A 19,294-nucleotide genomic window follows, 5' to 3' on the forward strand; every position below is an offset into this window, starting at 1 on the left:
CGGTCGATGCCTCAGACCGAGCTGTAGGCGACGATGCCGCGCCGGACGGAGTCGAGGGCCTTGCGAGCGGTCACACCGACCGGCGGGTCGGCGACGGTCGACAACTGATCGAGGAGGTCGATCGTCTGCTTGCACCAGCGGACGAAGTCGCCGGCCGCGAGATCGGCGTCGCGGAGGACGACGTCGAGAGCGGCCCCGGACGCCCACTTGTACATCGCGAGAGCAAGCCCGTTCGCCGGGACGTCGCTGCCCGGGAGCCGGTGATCGTGCTCGACGTCGTCGAGGACGCTCCAGACCTCCTGCGTCGCCACGAGCGCCTCTCGGAAACGACCCCGCGGAAGATACCGCTCGGGCACGTCCGTGTCGTCGCGTCGCGGCTCGTACACGAGGCAACAGGCGAGGGCGGCGAGACTTGGAGCGTCGAGGCCGCTCCAGAGCCCGCGGCGAAGGCACTCCGCGACGAGCAGGTCGCGCTCGCCGTAGATCCGTCGGAGGGCCTGACCGGGAGCGGCGAGACCGATGCCGCCGGGCATGTCGCCTTGCACGAGATAACCGAGTTCGACCAGAACGTCGACGACGCGGTCGAAGACCTTCGCGACCGCTCCCGTCCTCGTGTTGATCTGCCGCCGCAGCGTGTCGGTCTCCCGCCGGAGCCGGAACCATCGCTCCGCCCACCGGGCGTGCTTCTCCCGGTCGGAGCACCCGTGGCAGGGATGCGACTTGAGACGCTTCCTGAGGGACGTGATCTGGCGGGCACGCCGCTCCCGCTTCGCTGCAGAACCGGCGTCGGGACGCTGCTTCTCGAGGTCGCCGAGCTCGCGTCGGATCGATGCGTACTCGGCGAAGTCACCGAGGTGGCACCGCATCGCCTCGGCGTATCCCTCGAGCGACGCCTCCTGCTCCCGCACCTTCCGCGCGAGGTCCACGACGGCGCGGTCGGCCTGGAATTGCGCGAACGACGACTCGAGGATCTCGCGCGTACGCTGACGCCCGAAGCGATCGATCAGATTGACCGCCATGTTGTAGGTCGGCCGGAAGCTCGAATTGAGCGGGTAGCTGCGCCGTGAGGCGAGCGAGGCCACGGCTTGCGGGTGCAGCCCCTCCACCCACTGGATGACGGCGTGGCCCTCCACGTCGATGCCCCGGCGGCCGGCGCGGCCCGTCAGCTGGGTGTACTCGCCGGACGTGATGGGGACACGAGCCTCGCCGTTGAACTTCTCGAGCTTCTCCAGGACCACGGTGCGGGCAGGCATGTTGATTCCGAGCGCGAGCGTCTCCGTGGCGAAGACGACCTTGAGCAGCTTCCGTTGGAAGAGTTCCTCGACGACCTCCTTGAAGGCGGGGAGGAGACCGGCGTGGTGCGCCGCCACTCCCCTCTCCAGCCCGTCGCGCCACTCCCAGAATCCAAGAACGGCCAGATCCTCGTCTTGCAGCGCGCTCGTTCGTTCGTCGACGATCGCTCGGATCTCCCGGCGCTCGTGCTGTTCGGTGAGTCGCACTCCCGCTCGCACCACTTCACGCACGGCGCCGTCGCAACCCATCCTGCTGAAGATGAAGAAGATGGCCGGAAGGAGATGGTGCTCGCCGAGCAGTTCGACGGTGCCCGCTCGAGACGTCCGTTCCTGGCGCTGGGGGCCTCTCCGCCGGTTGTAGCGGCTCACGTCGTCATACTGCTTCGTGGTGAGCGCTCGCCCGCCGAACTGCGCGAGTCTCACGAGTTCCGGGTTGACGTTCGGGTCGTCCGAGGAGGTCTTCGCGTCGAAGAGGTCGAGGAGACGACCTCCGATGAGCACATGCTGGTCGAGGGGAACGGGACGGTCCTCCGACACGATGACGTCCGTGTCACCGCGGACGGTGTGCAGCCAGTCGCCGAACTCCTCCGCGTTCGACACCGTCGCGCTCAGCGACACGAGCCGGACCGCCTCGGGGAGGTGGATGATGACCTCTTCCCACACCGCGCCGCGGAAGCGATCGGCGAGGTAGTGCACCTCGTCCATGATCACGAACGCGAGGTCGGCCAGGAGGTCGGAGTCCGCGTAGAGCATGTTGCGGAGCACCTCGGTCGTCATGACGACGACGCGGGCGCCGGAGTTGATGTTCGTGTCGCCGGTGAGGAGACCGACGTTCTCCGCGCCGTAGGAGTCGACGAACTCGTTGTACTTCTGATTGCTGAGCGCCTTCATCGGCGCCGTGTAGAAGACCTTCGCGCGCTCCTGACGCATCGCGAGGAAGACGGCGAACTCGGCGACGATCGTCTTGCCGGCCCCCGTCGGCGCGGCGACGAGAACACTCCGTCCCGCCTCCAGTCGCTCGCACGCGGCCTCTTGGAACGGGTCGAGATCGAACGCGAGGCCGTCCCGGAATTCTCGGACGAGAGCGGTGCGCCGCCGCGACGCGGCATAGCGCTCCGCCGGGCTCAGGGCGTCGGTCATACGGCGAACTCCGCGTCGCGAGCGCCGACCCGACGGGCCGCCCTTTTGTCGTGGACCCAGGCCACTCCGTACGCCGCGAAGTACAAGATGATCATGGGGATCGCGAGCAGGAACATCGAGATGACGTCGGCCGCCGGCGTCGCGAGGGCGCAGAACACCATGATCGCAAGGATGGCCCAGCGCCAGGACCTGATGATCGACGCCGCCGACAGCACGCCGACGAAGTTCAGCAGCACGAGGAACACCGGAAGGACGAATGCGATCCCCACCGCGAGCACGAGCTTCAGGACGAAATCGAAGAAGTAGCTCGCGGTGTAGATGCCGCTCGCTCCCTCGGGGATGAAACCCGCCATGAGCTCGACGATGTGTGGCATGACGACCCAGCCGGCGACGGCGCCGCCGAAGAACAGCGGCAGCGCTGCGCCGAGGAAGCCGAGGGCGTACCCGATCTCACGCCGTTTCAGGCCGGGGACGAGGAACGCCCAGGTCTGGTAGAGCCACACGGGTGCCGAGACGACGATGCCGACCGTCAGGGCGATCTTCATGTACAGGTCGAAACCGGATGTCACCGTCTCGAAGTTGAGGCTCGCGTTCATCCGCTCGGCGAGATCGGCGATGGGGCTCGACATAGCACGGATGACCGGCTCGGCGACGATGAAGCCGACGATCATCCCGACGACGATCGCGAGGGCTGAGATGAACAGACGCTTGCGCAGTTCGAGCAGGTGCTGCCCGAGGGACATGCGTCCCTCGCTGTTCTTCGGCCGGCGTGTTTTCGCAGGCACGGCCGACTACGGAGTCGTGTCGGTATCGCGCCGCGCCGAGGCGGCGGTCGTGGCGTCGCCGTCCGTGCGCACCCCGCTCGCGGTGCCGCTGTCCGCGGTCGCGTTGGCGTCGTCGTCACGGACCTCCTTCTTGAAGATGCGCACGGACTGCCCGATGCTCCGCGTGAGAGCGGGGAGCCGGGTCGCGCCGAACAACAGCAACACGATCACGAGGATGATGACGAGGTGCCACCCGGTCAGGTTTGCGAACATGCGCGATCCTCCAGAGGGTCGAAGTGGTTCGAGTCTACCCCGCGGAACCGGGCGGGTCGCTGGGAGAACCGCCGTCGCGGGTGTAGTTGTCGAGCGCGGCGGACGCCCAGGACGCGACCGAGGCGCGCGCCTCAGGGGGCTCGACGACGGTCACGAGCCCGGCGAGCCCCGCGACGAGGCGCGTGAGGCTCGCGTAGTGCGCGAGCCGTACCGTGACGCGCGCCACTTCCGAACTCGTGGATCGCGTCTCGCTCGAACCGATCCATTCGTCGATCAGGGGAAGGGCTGCCGCTGTGACCTCGAGCTCGACGCTCAGGTCGTCGGGCGAAGCCTGGAAGAGCGTCTCGGGCAGGATCACGTCGCGCGCCTCTGCGCTCGCCGGTTCGTCCGTCACCGCGAGATCCGACATCCGATCGAGGCGGAAGGTCCGCACCGCCCTGCGGCCGTGGTCCCACGCCCGGACGTACCAGTCGGCGTCGAGCGACTCGACGCGCAGCGGATCGACGACGCGGCGCTCCCTCTCGCCGCGGGCGTTGAGGTAGTCGAAGGAGAGCGAGCGCCCCGTAGAGACCGACTCGCGGACGACCGCCAACGTGGCGTCGGCGTCGCCGGAGCCGACGGCGACCTCGCTCGGAGCCGCCGACGCCCCGAGCGCGAGCTTCGCCATGAGCGCTCCGACGACATCCCGATCCGCCTGCTCGGGCAATCCCGAGAGGTACTGGAGTCCCGCGATGAGTGCCGCGGCCTCTCGCGCGGAGAAGCGAGGCGACTCGTCGATCGCGACGAGGTGCGTGATCGCGATCTCGTCGTCCTGCTCGAATGCGTCCCAATCGATGTCGAAGAGGTCGTCGTGCTGGTATTGCGTCGTCTCCCCCGGAACTCCCGACACCGCGATGAGTCGGACGGCCTGCCGGATCTGCTCCGGCGGCATGCGGAAGTGGCGGGCGGCGTCAGAGACCGACACGCGATCATGGTCCATCAGGTAGGGAACGAGCGACAGGAGGAACGCGAGCTTGTCCTGGGCCTGGACCGGATGGAAATCGGCCATCATGCTTCCTCCTTCTCGGGTCGAGTCGCGTCGTCGGCCTCGGCGTCGGCGGAAATGTGGGCGTTCACCAGCATCGTCAATCGCTTGATGACGGCCGCGCGCAGATCGCCCGGGCTGAGGGCCTCGACCTCCGGCCCGAAGGACGCGAGCTCGTCGGCGAGGATGTCGACATCGGTGTAGTGGAGTGTCAGGACGCCGCCGAGATCCGAACTGGACCCTGGCCGCTTGCTCAGCCGTGTCTCCGCGTCGGACCCGGGCACCACGCGGACCGTCGCCCGTTGCGAGTGCCAGAGCGCGTCGAGCTCGGCGAGGGCGCGATCCGCGAACCCGCCGCCTTCCGGGAGAGCGAACGTTCGGGAAGTGGAGCGCGGGGTTCCGACGATGCGCGCGAGGAGGAAGGTCCGTCGTGCGCCGAGATCGTTGTCGATCCCGTACAGGTGCCAGCGCCCTCGGTGCTGCACGAGCGCGAGCGGCGAGACCGAGCGGACGCGAGGTGCAGCGTCTCCCGGCTTGAGGTATGTGAAGGTCACGGTTGCGTGCCGCTCGAGCGCCGTGCGCAGCGGCTCGAACGAGCTCTCGCGGGTGCGCAGTCGCGGCGCGTACCCGATGACCGGGTCGTCCGACGGGATACCGAGGGAGCGGAGCTTCAGCAGAGCCCGTTGTGATTCCGCCGAGAGCGACCCCTGTCTCCAGACGGTCGCGGCGAGTCCGAGGAGCGTGATCTCCTGCGCCGAGAAGGTGATGTCGGCGGGGAGGTCGTAGTCCCCCTTGGAGATCCGATAGCGGAGAAGCTGGTTGTTCCCCTGCTCTCCCGGAGACTCCACGGTCTCCATCGGGATGCCGAGATCACGGATGTCGTCCTTGTCCCGCTCGAACTGACGCTCGAGGCTCGCGTTGTCCCCGCCCGGTCGGTAGCGCTGCCGGTACCCCTGGACGGTCGAGAGGATCTCGTTCTTCGTGAGCCCCGTCTCGGTCGCCACGAGGGCGAGCACGAGCGAGAACAGGCGCTCCTCGACGGGTACGCGCGCGACGGACGGGCTCGACGGTTCAGGCACGCTCACATCCTATGACGGGCGCGTCCCGCTCCCCTCGCTCAGCCGATGCCGAGGATGTCGACGACGAAGACGAGAGTGGAGCCCGCGGGGACGGGTCCCGTCTCGGCGTCTCCGTAGCCCTCCGACGGCGGGATGACGACGACGACCTGCGACCCGACCTGCGCGCCCACGAGGGCTTCGGCGAATCCCGGAACGACCTGGTCGGTCGTGAACTGCGCCGGGGTTCCACGATCCCACGAGGAATCGAAGATGGTGCGCTCGTCCCACAGGGCTCCCGTGTACTGCACGGTCACGAGGTCGCCCTCCTCGACGGTGTCGCCGCTGCCCTGGAGGAGCGTCGCCTTGCGGAGGTCGGCAGGCGGATCGTTCGTGGGGATCGTGAGGCCGGGCGTGCCGTCCTCAGCGGTCACGACGGACGGAAGACCCGGGGTCGTTACGGGGACGGGGAACCCGTTCGCCTTCGCGAGGTAGCTCCGACGCACATCCATGACGGCGACGATGGTGTCGTCCTCCTCGATGCCGAACTGGGGGTTGCCACCCGAGGGTCCGAACGCGTCCTCCGGCGACATCGCGACAGCGACGCGTGATCCCGCCGTCGCGCACACGAGGCCCTTCGCCATACCGGGGAGCAGGTTGGACGGCGCGAAGATCGTGGGCGTCTCGGGATCGTACGCCGACTGATTGACGACCTCGCCCGTCCGACCGTTGAGAAGCGTGTAGTCGAGGACGACGAGCTCGTCCTCGAGCACGACCTCGCCGTCGCCCTCGATGAGCGTGGTGCTCTCGGTGGTCGAGGTGTTGAGGCTGAGTGGAGCGTCGACGGTCGGAGCCGTGCCGAAATCGCCGGAGGCCGTGATGACGTCGGACGCCCGTCCGGAACTCGACTGCGGCTCGCACGATTCGGTCGGGGACGTGCACGCGGTGAGCGTGACGGCCGCGAGACCGACGGACAGGAGCAGGATGGGTGCCTTACGCACGGTACCTCGATTCGGTGCGGGCGGGCCGACGGACCCGGGATGCGCGGTTCAGTTTAGTCGGCGTCGGGGACGGGGCCCGACATGTCGTCCCGGGATCGGACGAGATCGGCGCTCGCCGCTGCGGCGCGCACACGCTTCCGCAGGCTCTTCGGGCTCGAGACGCGCTCCCCGAGGGCGCCCGGCGTCCACAGCTCGACGTCTTCGTCCGAGAAGTCCGTCTTGCTCGGCCGACGCTTGAGCTCCGGCAGAACGGCCCCGTCGGCGAGTCGGCGTGCGGTGAGCAGGAACCCGGTGTGGCCGATCATGCGATGGTCGGGACGCACGGCGAGTCCCTCGACGTGCCACCCCCGCACCATCGTCTCGCTCGATGCGGGATCGGTGAAGCGCCCCGTCGCCCGGATGGCCTCAGCGACGCGTGAGAGCTGCGTGACGGTGGCGATGTAGCAGAGGAGCACCCCGCCGGGGGTGAGAGCGTCGGCGACGGCGCCGACGCACTCCCACGGCGCGAGCATGTCGAGGACGACGCGGTCGGCCGTACCGGTCGGAACCGCTGTGGGCAGAGACTCCACGAGGTCGCCGACGACGACGTCCCACGAGGTCGGGTCGTAGCCGAAGAAGCTCGCAACGTTGTCGCGGGCCACATCGGCGAACTCCTCACGCCGTTCGAAAGACGTGAGCCGACCGGAGTCGCCGATCGCTCGCAGAAGCCAGATCGAGAGGGCGCCCGATCCGACGCCCGCTTCGACGACACGGGCGCCCGGGAAGATGTCGGCCTGCGCGAGGATCTGCGCGGCGTCCTTCGGGTAGATGATGGCGGCTCCGCGCGGCATCGACATGACGAAGTCGACGAGCAGCGGGCGCAGAGCGAGGTATTCGACGCCCGCCGTGTTGACGACGACGGAGCCGTCGTCGAGACCGATGAGGTCGTCGTGATGGATCATGCCGCGATGCGTGTGGAAGACCTTGCCGGGCTCGAGGCTGATCGTGTGCAGCTTGTTCTTCGGCCCGGTCAGCTGTACCCGGTCCCCCACGCGGAGCGGCCCGGAGTTGCGGGTACGCTCGCTCGGCGCGGTGGTCATCGGCTTCCCGCCGACGCTCGCCGCGACGCGAAGACTTCGGTGATGCTCTCCGCGGTCCGTCCCGCGAGACTCGGCCACGTGATGTGGTCGCTCGACTCGGGGATCGACACGGCGTGTGGGACCGCGATCGCGACGGTGCCCGCGGCGACGGCCGAGGCGAGCCCCGTACGCGAGTCCTCGATGGCGACGCATCGCGTCACGTCGACGCCGAGCCGCGCCGCGGCCTCGACGTACGGATCGGGATGCGGTTTCGGACGGGAGACCTCGTCGCCCGTCACGAGCGTCTCGAAGGCATCGGAGCCGATCCGGTCGACGACGTGCTGGGCCATCGCCCGCACGGACATCGTGACGAGTGCCGACCGCACCCCCGCTCGGTGGAGATCGGTGAGGAGCTCGCGGGCACCGGGCCGGAACGGGACGCCCTCCTCGGTGATCCGTCGCATCACGACGCTCGTGAGGTGGGCGACGATGTCGTCGGCGGACAGGTCGACACCGCGGGAACGGAGCGTCTCGGCGGAGTCCCAGAGTCCTGCACCGACGAGCGACATGGCGTCCTCGTAGGTCCAGGTCCGCCCGAAGGACTCGACGAGATCGGTCTCCGCCGAGATCCAATAGGGCTCGGTGTCGACGAGGGTGCCGTCCATGTCCCACAGGACGGCGTCGGGCAGCAGAGTGGTCACGGGGATCAATGCTACCCGGTCGGGGAATGCGCCTATCCTGGAGTGATCGATCGGCCAGACGGCTGCGGAAGGGCTGGTGCACGTGACGGCTGAAGTCGAAGCGTTCTCGCGGGGGCGCGTTCTCGTCGTCGCTTTCGAGGGCTGGAACGACGCGGGCGACGCGGCGACCGGGGCGGTCCGGCTGCTGCAGGAGCAACTCGAACTCGTCCCCCTCGCCTCGGTCGACCCCGAGGACTACTACGACTACCAGTTCACGCGGCCCACGGTCGCCGCGAACGACGACGGTCGGCGCGTTCTGCGCTGGCCCGGAGCGAGCCTCTACGGTCCAGCGGTGGACGCGGGAGAGGGACCGTCGATCTACCTGCTCCTCGGGATCGAGCCGTCCCGCAGCTGGAAGAACTTCACCGCGGAAGTCCTCGACGCCGCCCTCGCCGTCGACGTGACGGCGGTCGTCCTCCTGGGCGCGATGCTCGCCGACGTCCCGCACACCCGCCCGATCTCGATATTCACGACGAGCGAGAATCCCGATGTGCGGCGCTCCCTCGCCGTCGAGCGGTCGACCTATGAGGGGCCTGTCGGGATACTGACGGTCATCTCCGACGCCGCCGAGGCGCTCGGTCTTCCGACCGTCTCGGTGTGGGCGTCGGTCCCGCACTACGTCCACAACGCGCCGTCGCCGAAGGCCGTGCTCGCTCTCGTCGACAAACTCGAGGAGCTGGTCGGGGTCTCGATCGACCGCGGCGAGCTCGTGTCGGACTCGGCGGAGTGGGAGCAGGGCATCGACGCGCTCGCGGAGGAGGACGACGAGATGGCGACGTACATCCAGCAGCTCGAGCAGGCGCGTGACACCGTCGAGTCCCCGGACGCGAGCGGGGAGGCGATCGCCCAGGAATTCGAGCGCTACCTCCGCCGCCGCGGCGACAAGCCCGACGGCCGCAACGGCGACGAGCCGTGGGGCAAGGGCTGAGGCGCTTTCCCTGATCATGAGGTCATGGACCGACCGGGTTCATCGGACGGCAGAACTATCCCCGCGAGTCAGGCCGAGAGGTCGATCCCGAGCAATGCGTCGATGGCTTCGCCGACCCGCTGAGGGTCGCTGACACCGGTCGTCGCCGCCTCGTCCAGGACCGCGATCGCCGTCGGCGTGTCGAGGTCGTTCCGCAGTGCGTCGCGCATCCGCTGGATGACGTCGTCCGCCGTCACCGAGCCGCTTGGTGACGCCCCCGCGGCGCGCACGCCCGTGCGGAAGGCGTCCGACCACGCTGCCAGGCGCGAGATGGCCGCTTCGAGCCCGGCCTGCGTCCACTCCCAGTCGCTGCGGTAGTGGTGCTCGAGGATAGCGAGTCGAATCGCGCGAGGATCCTCTCCCCGCTCGCGCAGCTGGGAGACGAGCACGAGGTTGCCGAGGGATTTCGACATCTTCTCGCCGTCATAGGCCACCATGCCCGCGTGAGCGAAGACGGCGGCGAGAGGGCGACCCGAGAGGGCGGCTGCATGGCCAGCGCTCATCTCGTGGTGCGGGAAGACGAGGTCGGACCCGCCCCCCTGGACCGTGAAGTCCGTCCCGAGGTGGTCGAGGGCGATCACCGAGCATTCGATGTGCCATCCCGGTCGGCCGGCGCCCGCGGCCGAGTCCCACTGCGGCTCTCCCGCCCGCGCCGCGCGCCACAGCAGAGGGTCGAGCGGGTCACGCTTGCCTGTCCTGTCGGGGTCTCCCCCGCGCTCCGCGCTCAATCGCTCCATGAGGGCGCGATCGTAATTGCTCTCCTGGCCGAGGCTCCAGACGCCCTGCGCCTCCGCGGCGGCGATGTCGAAGTAGACGTCGTCACCCGCGGCCGACTCCGGCGTGTCGACCCGGTAGGCGACGCCGGCGTCGAGAAGGCGGACCACCGCCTCGGCGATGGGCGCGATGACCTCGGTGACCGCGACATAGTCCTCGGGCGGCAGCACCCGCAAGGCGGCCATGTCGTCACGGAACAGCTGGATCTGGTCGTCCGCGAGTGTCCGCCACTCGATCCCGCGCTCGTGCGCTCGTTCGAGGAGCGGGTCGTCGACGTCGGTGATGTTCTGCGCATAGTGCACGTCGATGCCCGCGTCGAGCCACATCCGCTGAAGGGTGTCGAAGGCGAGATACGTGGATGCGTGACCGATGTGCGTCGCGTCATAGGGAGTGATCCCGCAGACGTACAGCCGCGCGCGCTCGCCCGTGTGCACCGAGACGAGCCCGTCGCTCGCCGTATCGTGCAGAAGGGGTGCGCACGGCGACCCCGGGACGGACGGGACGACGGGACGGGGCCAAGCCTGCATCCCTTCAGCCTAGGCGAGCCACGGCACCCCTCCGACCGCAGGGGTCGGCCATGCCCGCGCCGTCACGGCTCGATCGTGCCGGTCGTGAGAAGGACGATCAGGGCGAGGCCGAGGAGGATGCGGTACACGACGAACGGCAGGAACGAACGCCGCGAGATGTAGCGCATGAAGTATGCGATCACGACGAGGGCGACGCCGAAGGCCACGATGGTCGCGACGAGGGTCTCGAGCGGACCGTAGACCTCGGGGAGGCAGCCCGTCGCCCCTTCGACGCACGGGTCGACGATGGACTTCGCCACTTGGTACAGCCCGCTTCCGAACACGGCCGGGATCGCGAGCAGGAACGCGTACCGAGCGGCGGCCTCGCGCTTGTAGCCGAGGAGGAGGCCCGCCGTGATGGTGCCTCCTGAGCGGGAGACGCCGGGGATGAGCGCGAGCGCCTGAGCGAAGCCGTAGATGACACCGTGGGGGTAGGTGATCTCCGGAAGCTCCCGGCGCTTCGCGCCGATGTAGTCCGCGATGCCGAGGAGGACGCCGAACCCGATGAGCGTGCCCGCGATGAACCACAGCGAGCGGAAGGTCGTCTCGATCTGGTCCTGGAACAGCAGCCCGAGGATCACGATCGGCAGCGAGCCGATGATGATCAACCAGCCCATCCGCGCGTCGGGATCGTTCCGCGGCACGCGCCCGGAGAGCGACCCGAACCACGCTCCGACGATGCGCACGATGTCGCGCCAGAAGAAGATCACGACGGCGAGTTCCGTACCGATCTGCGTGATCGCCGTGAAGCGCGCCCCGGGATCCTCACCGGTTCCGAGGAACTCACCGACGATACGGAGGTGCGCACTCGAGGAGATCGGAAGGAACTCGGTGAGGCCCTGGACGAGGCCCAGGATGATCGCGTTGACGAAGTCCACTACCGGGCTCTCCTGACGGTCAGTACGTGCTCAACAGGTCCTCGAGGACGCGGCGGCCGAAGACGAGCGACTCGAGCGGGACCCGCTCATCCACTCCGTGGAACATCGCCGGGAAGTCGACGTGCTCCGGGAGGCGCAGCGGCGCGAACCCGTAACCCGTGATGCCGAGTCGCGAGAGCGCCTTGTTGTCGGTCCCCCCGGAGAGCATATACGGCAGCACAGCGGCCTCAGGGTCGTGCTTGCGCAGCGTCGCGACCGCCGCATCGATGAGCGGACCGGCAAACGGCGTCTCGAGGCCGATGTCCTGCTGGACGATCTCGATCTCGATGTCGTCGCCGATGATGTCGCGGACCTGCGCGAGGACGTCGTCCTCCTCACCCGGGAGGGTGCGGATGTCGACGAGCGCCGTCGCGACGTCCGGGATGACGTTGTGCTTGTAGCCGGCCTCGAGAAGGGTCGGGTTGCTCGTCGTACGGAGCGAGGCACGGATGAATCCGGCCGCGGTACCCGTCGCGATCGCGATCTCATCCGGGCCCGTCTTCTCGGGGTCCACTCCGAGGATCGACGCGAGTTCCCCGATGAGTGCTGTCGTCGTCTCCGTGAGCCGGATGGGCCACTCGGTTCGCCCGAGCGCAGCGACGGCGACCGCGAGCTTCGTGACCGCGTTGTCCTCGATCACACGCGACCCGTGGGCCGCGACACCGCGGGCGCGCAGGCGGATCCAGACGAGCGACTTCTCCGCCGTCTGCATGAGATACGCACGGCGACCGCCGAGAGTGATCGAGTAACCACCGACCTCGCTGATGGCCTCCGTCGCCCCCGCGAAGAGATCGGGCCGTGTCTTCACGAGGTGTTGCGAGCCGTAGACACCACCGTTCTCCTCGTCGGCGAAGAAGGCGAGGACGAGGTCGCGCTCCGGGCTGCGCCCGCTGCGAAGGATATCGGCGACCGCGGTCAGGATCATGGCGTCCATGTTCTTCATGTCCACCGCCCCGCGACCCCAGAGCATCCCGTCACGGATCTCCCCCGCGAACGGATCGACCGTCCAGTTACGCGGGTCCGCGGGAACCACGTCGAGATGACCGTGCACGACGAGGCCGGGAGTGCCTCCTCGTCGACCGGACACGCGAGCGATGACGCTCGTCCGACCGGGCTCCGAATCGATGAGCTCGGGCTCGAGACCCAGGTCCCGAAGGAACGCGGCCACGTACTCGGCCGCCTCCGTCTCGGGATTCGCCTTCCCCTCGCCGTAGTTCGTCGTGTCGAATCGGATGAGATCGCGCGCGACCTTCACGGTCTCGTCGCCTTCGAGCTCGGGCGTCGACAGGGGCTCGGAGGAAGGGGACATGCCACCACGCTACCCGCTGGGTCGAGGGGTGTGAAAACAGCGTCCGATTTCGTGCTATCGTCGTTTCTCGGCGCTCGAAGAGAGTGTCGAAACAACTCGCGCGGGTGGCGGAATTGGCAGACGCGCTAGCTTGAGGTGCTAGTGCCCTATTAATGGGCGTGGGGGTTCAAGTCCCCCCTCGCGCACGTGAGTTGGAAGGCCCGGATCGGAAGATCCGGGCCTTCTCTGTTTTTGAGCGCCGCGGCAGACCTTGGGGCAGTCACCCGATGGCAGGTGCTGGATACACGTCCGATTGTCGCCACCTCTCCCGCAACATATCGGTGCGGTCCCTGAGCCTGTCGACGGGCGGTCCCTGAGCCTGCCGAAGGGGCACACGGCGCTCTCGGACCGTGACGCGAGCCACTCAGTGGCTGCCGAGGCGTTTCCGGAGGTAGTCGATACGCGCCTGCAACTGCGTAACGCTCGCTTGCGCCACCGCCGGTCCGCCGCACGCACGCCGTAGTTCGGCGTGGATCAGGCCGTGCGGCTCGTTCGTGTTCTTCGCGTAGAGGCCGACGAGGCTGTTGAGGAGGCTCCGCTGCTCCTTCAGGGTGCGATAGAGCGCGGGCGGCGGCTGCTCGGATTCCGGGGCGGGCGGCTGCTGCTTGCGCTTGCCGTCGATGCGCCGCGCCTGCCGCTGGTGGCGTTGCGTCAGCAGCTCGTGGACCTGTTCGGGCTCGAGCAGACCTGGGATGCCGATGAAGTCGAGCTCCTCCTCCGTGCCCGGCACGGCGTAGGACCCGAACTCGTCGCCGTCGAAGACGACACGATCGAACGTCGCGTCCGAGCCGATGGCCTCGAACCGGAACTCGCCCATGAGCGAGTCGGACGCCGTGTCGGAGCGGTTGGCCGCCTCCACCATGGCGTCCTCGGGATTCCACAGGTCGCCCTCGGCATTCGGGTCCTGTCGCCGATCGAGCGCGTGATCGCGAGCACGCTCCAACTCGGAGGCGAGTGTCATGAGCTGCGGGACGTTCGGCAGGAAGACGCTCGCCGTCTCACCGCGGCGACGTGCACGCACGAAGCGGCCGATCGCCTGGGCGAAGAACAGCGGCGTCGAGGCGGACGTGGCGTAGACGCCGACGGCGAGACGCGGCACATCGACGCCCTCGCTCACCATCCGGACGGCGACGAGCCAGCGACTCGTCCCCGCCGAGAACGAATCGATCTTCGCGCTCGCCTCGGCGTCGTCCGAGAGCACGACCGTCGGCGCCTCTCCCGTGAGGTTCTCGAGGATCGTCGCGTACGCCTTCGCGGCGAAATGGTCGGTCGCGATGACGAGTCCTCCCGCATCCGGGATGCCGTGACGGACCTCCGTCAGCCGGCGGTCAGCCGCCCTCAGGACGGACGGGATCCACTCCCCCGCCGGATCGAGCGCCGTGCGCCACGCTTGCGACGTGATGTCCTTCGTGTTGCCCTCGCCGAGGCGCGCCTCCATCTCGTCACCCGTGCTCGTGCGCCAGCGCATGTGTCCCGCGTAGACCATGAAGATGACGGGACGGACGACGCCGTCGGCGAGTGCGCGGCCGTAGCCGTAGTCGTAGTCCGTGACCGAGGTGCGGATGCCGTCGCGATCCGGGAGGTACGTCACGAAGGGAATCGGAGCCGTGTCCGACCGGAACGGCGTCCCGGTGAGCGAGAGTCGGCGGACGGCGGGCGAGAACGCCTCGCGGATCGCATCACCCCAGCTGAGTGCGTCGCCACCGTGATGGACCTCGTCGAGGACCACGAGCGTTCGCGACGACGCCGTCAGGTCCTGATGCAGTGAGGCCCGCATGGCGACCTGTGCGTAGGTCACCACGACCCCGTGGTAGTGGCGACCGACGGCTCCGGCTCTGTTGCTGAACTCGGGGTCGAGCCGGATGCCCGCGCGGTGCGCGGCCTCCGCCCACTGCTTCTTGAGGTGCTCGGTGGGTGCGACGACCGTCACGCGATCGACGGTACGGCGCGAGAGGAGTTCCGCCGCGAGCCGGAGGGCGAACGTCGTCTTGCCCGCTCCCGGCGTCGCCGCCGCGAGGAAGTCGCGCGGCTCCGATCGGAAGTACGCGTCGATCGCCTCGGCCTGCCACGCGCGTAGCTTGCTGACGGTGCCCCAGGCCGCTCGCTCCGGGAACGCCGGGGACAGATGCTCTGCTGCCGCGGTGCCGATGCGGGGGCCGGACTCCCCGTTCTCCGTCACTCTGTCCGCATCCACTCGCAGTACCTTAGACGACTCTCCCGACACCCGGTGACGACCTCGCTACGCTGGGGGGGACGGCTATGAGGAGGTCCGCGTGTCGGAGACAGGAGACGAGCCACTGCACCCCTGGTCGCGCTACGTCGCACTCGGCGACTCGTTCACGGAGGGCATCGGCGACCCTGAGCCGAACGCGCCGGGCGGGCATCGCGGCTGGGCCGACCGCGTCGCCGAGGTCCTCGCGACGGGCAACCCCGCGTTCGCCTACGCCAACCTCGCCGTGCGCGGCAAGCTCATCCAGCAGATCATGGACGAACAGATCGAGCCGGCCGTCCAGTTGCGACCCGACCTCATCTCGATCTCGGCCGGAGGCAACGACGTCCTCCGCCCCGGAACCGACCCGGACGAGATCGCGGCGAAGTTCGAGACGGCGATCGAGAGTCTCGCCGCCGATCGCGCGACGATCGTCGTGTTCACGGGCGTCGACGTCGGCTTCTCCCCCGTGTTCCGCAGTATCCGGGGCAAGGTCGCCATCTACAACGAGAACATCCGCAGCATCGCAGCGAAGTTCGGCTGCATCGTCGCGGACCAGTGGGCGCTCACCGAGATTCAGGACCAGCGGATGTGGGCTCCCGACCGGCTGCACCTCAACGCGATCGGGCACCATACCGTCGCGCGAATGGTCCTCGACGCCCTGGGGGTCGAGAACAGCCTCGAGCCGATGAAACCGGAACCGTTCCCCGAGCGCTCGCGACGCGCGGTCCGCAGCGAAGACGTCCAGTGGGCACGGGAGTACCTCGTCCCGTGGGTGGTCCGCCGGTTCCGGCACCAGTCCTCCGGCGACGCGATCAGTGCGAAGCGGCCGATCGCCGGTCCGCTCGTGCAGCCGGCCGAGCTCCGCGAGGACTGAAGCGCTCGGTCAGTGCTCGTCGCGGACGCGCAGCGACCAGAGCGCGACGGCGCTCGCCGAGGCGACGTTGAGCGAGTCGACGCCGTGAAGCATGGGGATCGTGAGCACGGTGTCCGCCGCCGCGAGGGCCGCACGGCTCAGCCCGTCGCCCTCCGTCCCAAGCGCGATCGCCAGCCGCTCGGGAGGATTGCGCTCGAACGCGTCGAGACCTGTGGCCTCGTCGGACAGGGCGAGCGCCGCGACGTGGAAGCCCGCGTCGTCGAGGATCCGCCGCGATGTCGTCCAGTCCGGAAGGCGCGTCCACGGCACCTGGAGCACCGTCCCCATACTGACGCGCACGCTCCGCCGGTACAGCGGGTCGGCGCACCGCTCGCTCACAAGCACCGCGTCGGCACCGAGCCCCGCGACGGACCGGAAAATGGCCCCGACGTTCGTGTGGTCGACGATGTCCTCGAGGATGACGACCCGCCGCGCGCCCGCGAGGACGTCCTCGACCGATCTCAACGGTGGTCGGTGCATCGCGGCGAGGGCGCCGCGATGCAGGTGGAAGCCCGTGAGGGCCTCGAGAACGTCCGACTCACCGACGTAGACCGGGACGTCGGGGAACGGCTCGAGGAGCGGCTCGACGTCCGGCAGCCACTTCTCCTGCAGCAGAACACTGCGCGGGCGGTGCCCCGCACCGATCGCCCGACCGATGACCTTGGTCGACTCGGCGATGTACAGGCCACCCTCCGGCTCCGTCTTCTTCCGCAGCGCGACGTCCGTGAGGCGCGAATAGTCGGCGAGGTCGTCGAGTCCGTCGGCGGAAATGCGTTCGACGCGCATGCGGAACCTCCTCGTCGCTGCACCCCGCGACCGGTGTCGGAAACAAAACCGTAAGACGATGCGTTTACCATCGTGTCAGGTTCGAGAGTCGGGAGGTTCCATGACGGCACTCGTCGGATCACACACGGACGATACGTCGGTAGACGGAATCGAGCGGGCCATCGAACTCCTCGACGGGCGCCTCTCCGTGTTCCTCACCGGCGCGGGCGTCAGCACCGACTCGGGGATACCCGACTACCGCGGTGAGGGAGCGCCCAAGCGCACGCCGATGAACGTTGGCCAGTTCCTCCTCGACGAGGGCTTCCGCCGCCGCTACTGGGCCGGCTCGCACCGCGGCTGGCGACGCTTCGCGTCAGTGACGCCGAACGAGGGGCACCGCGCGATCGCCCGTCTCGAGGCCGCAGAGCTGTCGGCGGGGGTCGTCACGCAGAACGTCGACGGCCTCCACCTCCGCGCGGGTTCACGCCGCGTCGTCGATCTGCACGGTTCGATGGAGCAAGTGCGCTGCCTCACGTGTGGCCAGATGTTCAGCCGCGACAGCATCGCCGATCGGATGGTCCAGCAGAACCCCGACTTCGACCTCGCCGAGGAGGAGGAGCTCGGACCGGATGGCGATGTGATCGTGTCGGGGATCGATTCGTTCGACATCCCCGTGTGCACGGTGTGCGGCGGAATTTTGAAGCCCGACATCGTCTTCTTCGGCGAGTTCATCCCCCGCGTCAAGTTCGAGGAGGCGACGCAACTCGTCTCGAGCGCCGACGTCCTCGTGATCGCGGGCTCGTCGCTCGTCGTCAACTCGGGGATCCGGTTGCTCGAGCAGGCGCGCCGGGCTCGGAAGCCCGTCGTCATCGTCAATCGCGGCGTGACGAAGGGCGACGCGCGCGCGACGGTGAAGATCGACGCCGGCGCGTCCGAGACGCTCAGCGCGATCGCGGACGGCCTGCTGGCCTGACCGTCATCGTCGGCGTGACGGCCCGGCGAGGGCTGCGAACACCTCGAGGAGCCGCTCGGCGGGTTCCGCCCAGGCCGTCGGGTCGGCTGTTCCGATGTCCCGGGGGGCGAGAGCGACAACGGGCTGCCGGGTTCGGCTCGCACCGATCGCGGTCCGCTGGGCCGACGACGACGTCGTCACGATCGCGTCGGCGCGGGCGAGGAGCAGCCGTCGCAGGAGCGGGATCATCCGCAACCACGTGAGCGGACCCACCGCCGGCCCCGATGCGCGCCGCCTGGCAAGACTGCGCCGCGCGTCGACTCCGAGGCCGGTGACGAGCGCGTAGCGTCGACCGACGCTGCCCCACATCGGCGCAGGAGAGAACACGACGTCGGGTTTCACGGTGTTGAGCCCGAGTGCCGTGAGCAGCTCGCGCGGGTCGTCGGGGCTCCGCAGGAGTTGCCAGGGGGCGTCCGGCAGCAGCGTCAATTGGCGGTGATCGGAGATGATCATCGTGACCGGTCGTCGACGGACGAGAGCCGCCATGATCCCGCGCGTCGCATTCGAGAGCGGGTCGTCGGGGTCGTCCGTCGTCCAGCGGCAGTCGACGAGGATCCTCACCGGCGTCTCCGTGACAGGAAGGAATCGATGTGACCGGCCGCGGCCGCCGGAACCTCGTAATGGATCAGGTGACCGACGGACGGGATGACCTCGAGCTCGGCGTCCGCGAACAGGTCCCGCAGCCGGTGCTGAGCGGCGACGGGCGTGATGTCGTCACGCTCGGCGGCCACGAGAAGGGTCGGGACGCCGATCCGCTCGGCGACCATGCTCACGTCGTTCGACACGGACGCCCTGAACGCCTCGAGCACGACGCGCCGCGACGCGAAGCCCGAGAAGTAGAGCTGGTGCTGCGCGTGTATCCACGCCCGCAGCGATCTCTCGCGCGTCTTCACCATAGCCTCGCTCATGACCCGGACGATGACGCGATTGCGCAGGAGGGCGAAGCCCAGGCGTTCGGGAAGCGCGGCGGCGATCCAGTAATAGAACACCGCGAGCCGTGTGAGGACGCCGCGGGGCCCGGAGAGTGCGGGAGCCGCGATGGGATTCACGAGAATGAGAGCCGGGGTCTCGAGCCCGTCGGCGACGGCCGTCGACGCGACGATCGAGCCGAACGAGTGGCCGAGCACGATCGCCCCTCCCCCCGGCGCGACGGCGGCGACGAATGCGCGCAACCACCGGGAGTAGCCTGCGATGTCGTGGCCGTCGGCGAGGGCGGCCGACGATCCGAACCCCGGCAGATCGGGAGCGATGAGTCGGTACCCGTCGAGGTGGGCGACGACGGGCTCGAGACCGTGATGGTCGCCTCTGAACCCGTGGACGAGGACGACCGTGATCGGCGCGTCCGGTCGACCGTACTCCCACCAGGCCGTTGAGCTCTCGAGCACCGTCGTCGCGTGCTCGGTGACGGGGACGCGGCGCAGCAGAGCCTCGTAGGGGGAAGTCGCGACCATGGGACCTCCAGTTTAGGGGTCA

Annotated in this window: 18 protein-coding genes and 1 tRNA gene; 4 read left to right on the forward strand and 15 right to left on the reverse strand. The window is 68.7% G+C overall.

Annotated features, from left to right (window positions below):
- Positions 1-11 precede the first annotated feature (11 nt).
- The 8 genes from ELQ92_RS09920 to ELQ92_RS09955 are packed head-to-tail and all read right to left on the reverse strand — an operon-like array spanning position 12 to position 8,272.
- Complete coding sequence (locus tag ELQ92_RS09920; RefSeq protein WP_128498808.1) at positions 12-2,432, reverse strand: DEAD/DEAH box helicase; 2,421 nt, start codon at positions 2,430-2,432, stop codon at positions 12-14.
- The gene (gene tatC, locus ELQ92_RS09925; protein WP_128498809.1) at positions 2,429-3,175 is read right to left on the reverse strand and encodes a twin-arginine translocase subunit TatC; all 747 of its coding nucleotides are present in this window, start codon (positions 3,173-3,175) and stop codon (positions 2,429-2,431) included. Before tatC ends, ELQ92_RS09920 begins: the two co-directional genes overlap by 4 nt.
- A gap of 48 nt (positions 3,176-3,223) precedes the next feature.
- Positions 3,224-3,469 (reverse strand): twin-arginine translocase TatA/TatE family subunit, encoded by a 246-nt coding sequence (tatA, locus tag ELQ92_RS09930; RefSeq protein ID WP_128498810.1) that lies wholly within the window; start codon positions 3,467-3,469, stop codon positions 3,224-3,226.
- A gap of 34 nt (positions 3,470-3,503) precedes the next feature.
- Positions 3,504-4,520 carry a helix-turn-helix transcriptional regulator gene (locus ELQ92_RS09935; RefSeq protein ID WP_341811239.1) on the reverse strand — a complete coding sequence of 339 codons (1,017 nt, stop codon included), beginning with the start codon at positions 4,518-4,520 and terminating at the stop codon, positions 3,504-3,506.
- Positions 4,517-5,572, reverse strand: coding sequence for a helix-turn-helix transcriptional regulator (locus ELQ92_RS09940; protein WP_128498811.1), 1,056 nt, complete (start codon positions 5,570-5,572; stop codon positions 4,517-4,519). The genes ELQ92_RS09935 and ELQ92_RS09940 overlap by 4 nt, the downstream gene beginning before the upstream one ends.
- Positions 5,573-5,610: 38 nt before the next feature.
- Positions 5,611-6,549, reverse strand: a complete 939-nt coding sequence (locus ELQ92_RS09945; protein WP_128498812.1) for an FKBP-type peptidyl-prolyl cis-trans isomerase — start codon at positions 6,547-6,549, stop codon at positions 5,611-5,613.
- A 53-nt stretch (positions 6,550-6,602) separates the two neighbouring features.
- Complete coding sequence (locus ELQ92_RS09950; RefSeq protein WP_128498813.1) at positions 6,603-7,628, reverse strand: tRNA (adenine-N1)-methyltransferase; 1,026 nt, start codon at positions 7,626-7,628, stop codon at positions 6,603-6,605.
- Positions 7,625-8,272 carry an HAD family hydrolase gene (locus tag ELQ92_RS09955; protein WP_424980086.1) on the reverse strand — a complete coding sequence of 216 codons (648 nt, stop codon included), beginning with the start codon at positions 8,270-8,272 and terminating at the stop codon, positions 7,625-7,627. The genes ELQ92_RS09950 and ELQ92_RS09955 overlap by 4 nt, the downstream gene beginning before the upstream one ends.
- 118 nt (positions 8,273-8,390) lie before the next feature.
- On the opposite strand from ELQ92_RS09955, the gene ELQ92_RS09960 reads away from it, so the two are divergent.
- Positions 8,391-9,275, forward strand: a complete 885-nt coding sequence (locus ELQ92_RS09960) for a PAC2 family protein (protein WP_128498815.1) — start codon at positions 8,391-8,393, stop codon at positions 9,273-9,275.
- Positions 9,276-9,343: 68 nt separating this feature from the next.
- Here ELQ92_RS09960 and mshC read toward each other — a convergent pair whose 3' ends face one another.
- The 3 genes from mshC to ELQ92_RS09975 form a co-directional block, all read right to left on the reverse strand.
- A complete protein-coding gene (gene mshC / locus ELQ92_RS09965; RefSeq protein ID WP_128498816.1) occupies positions 9,344-10,615 on the reverse strand; it encodes a cysteine--1-D-myo-inosityl 2-amino-2-deoxy-alpha-D-glucopyranoside ligase in 1,272 nt (423 codons plus the stop codon).
- Positions 10,616-10,677: 62 nt separating this feature from the next.
- On the reverse strand, positions 10,678-11,532 hold the full coding sequence (locus tag ELQ92_RS09970) for an undecaprenyl-diphosphate phosphatase (RefSeq protein WP_128498817.1): 855 nt from the start codon (positions 11,530-11,532) through the stop codon (positions 10,678-10,680).
- Positions 11,533-11,551: 19 nt separating this feature from the next.
- The gene (locus tag ELQ92_RS09975; protein ID WP_128498818.1) at positions 11,552-12,880 is read right to left on the reverse strand and encodes a M20/M25/M40 family metallo-hydrolase; all 1,329 of its coding nucleotides are present in this window, start codon (positions 12,878-12,880) and stop codon (positions 11,552-11,554) included.
- A gap of 98 nt (positions 12,881-12,978) precedes the next feature.
- On the opposite strand from ELQ92_RS09975, the gene ELQ92_RS09980 reads away from it, so the two are divergent.
- Positions 12,979-13,065 (forward strand) — tRNA-Leu (locus ELQ92_RS09980).
- A gap of 218 nt (positions 13,066-13,283) precedes the next feature.
- Here the strand turns inward: ELQ92_RS09980 and ELQ92_RS09985 are convergent.
- Complete coding sequence (locus ELQ92_RS09985) at positions 13,284-15,113, reverse strand: DEAD/DEAH box helicase (RefSeq protein ID WP_243694968.1); 1,830 nt, start codon at positions 15,111-15,113, stop codon at positions 13,284-13,286.
- A 79-nt stretch (positions 15,114-15,192) separates the two neighbouring features.
- Here ELQ92_RS09985 and ELQ92_RS09990 point away from each other — a divergent pair, with 79 nt between their 5' ends.
- Complete coding sequence (locus ELQ92_RS09990; protein ID WP_128498819.1) at positions 15,193-16,005, forward strand: SGNH/GDSL hydrolase family protein; 813 nt, start codon at positions 15,193-15,195, stop codon at positions 16,003-16,005.
- A gap of 9 nt (positions 16,006-16,014) precedes the next feature.
- Here the strand turns inward: ELQ92_RS09990 and ELQ92_RS09995 are convergent, their stop codons facing one another.
- The gene (locus ELQ92_RS09995; protein ID WP_128498820.1) at positions 16,015-16,830 is read right to left on the reverse strand and encodes a TrmH family RNA methyltransferase; all 816 of its coding nucleotides are present in this window, start codon (positions 16,828-16,830) and stop codon (positions 16,015-16,017) included.
- 100 nt (positions 16,831-16,930) lie between these two features.
- Between ELQ92_RS09995 and ELQ92_RS10000 the strand changes: the two genes are divergently transcribed.
- A complete protein-coding gene (locus ELQ92_RS10000) occupies positions 16,931-17,782 on the forward strand; it encodes a Sir2 family NAD-dependent protein deacetylase (protein WP_128498821.1) in 852 nt (283 codons plus the stop codon).
- A gap of 3 nt (positions 17,783-17,785) precedes the next feature.
- Here the strand turns inward: ELQ92_RS10000 and ELQ92_RS10005 are convergent, their stop codons facing one another.
- Positions 17,786-18,382: a hypothetical protein gene (locus ELQ92_RS10005; protein ID WP_128498822.1), complete on the reverse strand. Its 597-nt coding sequence runs from the start codon at positions 18,380-18,382 to the stop codon at positions 17,786-17,788.
- Entirely contained in the window at positions 18,379-19,272 is an 894-nt protein-coding gene (locus tag ELQ92_RS10010; RefSeq protein ID WP_128498823.1) for an alpha/beta fold hydrolase, read from the reverse strand. Before ELQ92_RS10010 ends, ELQ92_RS10005 begins: the two co-directional genes overlap by 4 nt.
- Positions 19,273-19,294 lie beyond the last annotated feature (22 nt).

The sequence above is a fragment of the Labedella populi genome, from assembly GCF_004078655.1.
Taxonomy (GTDB): domain Bacteria; phylum Actinomycetota; class Actinomycetes; order Actinomycetales; family Microbacteriaceae; genus Labedella; species Labedella populi.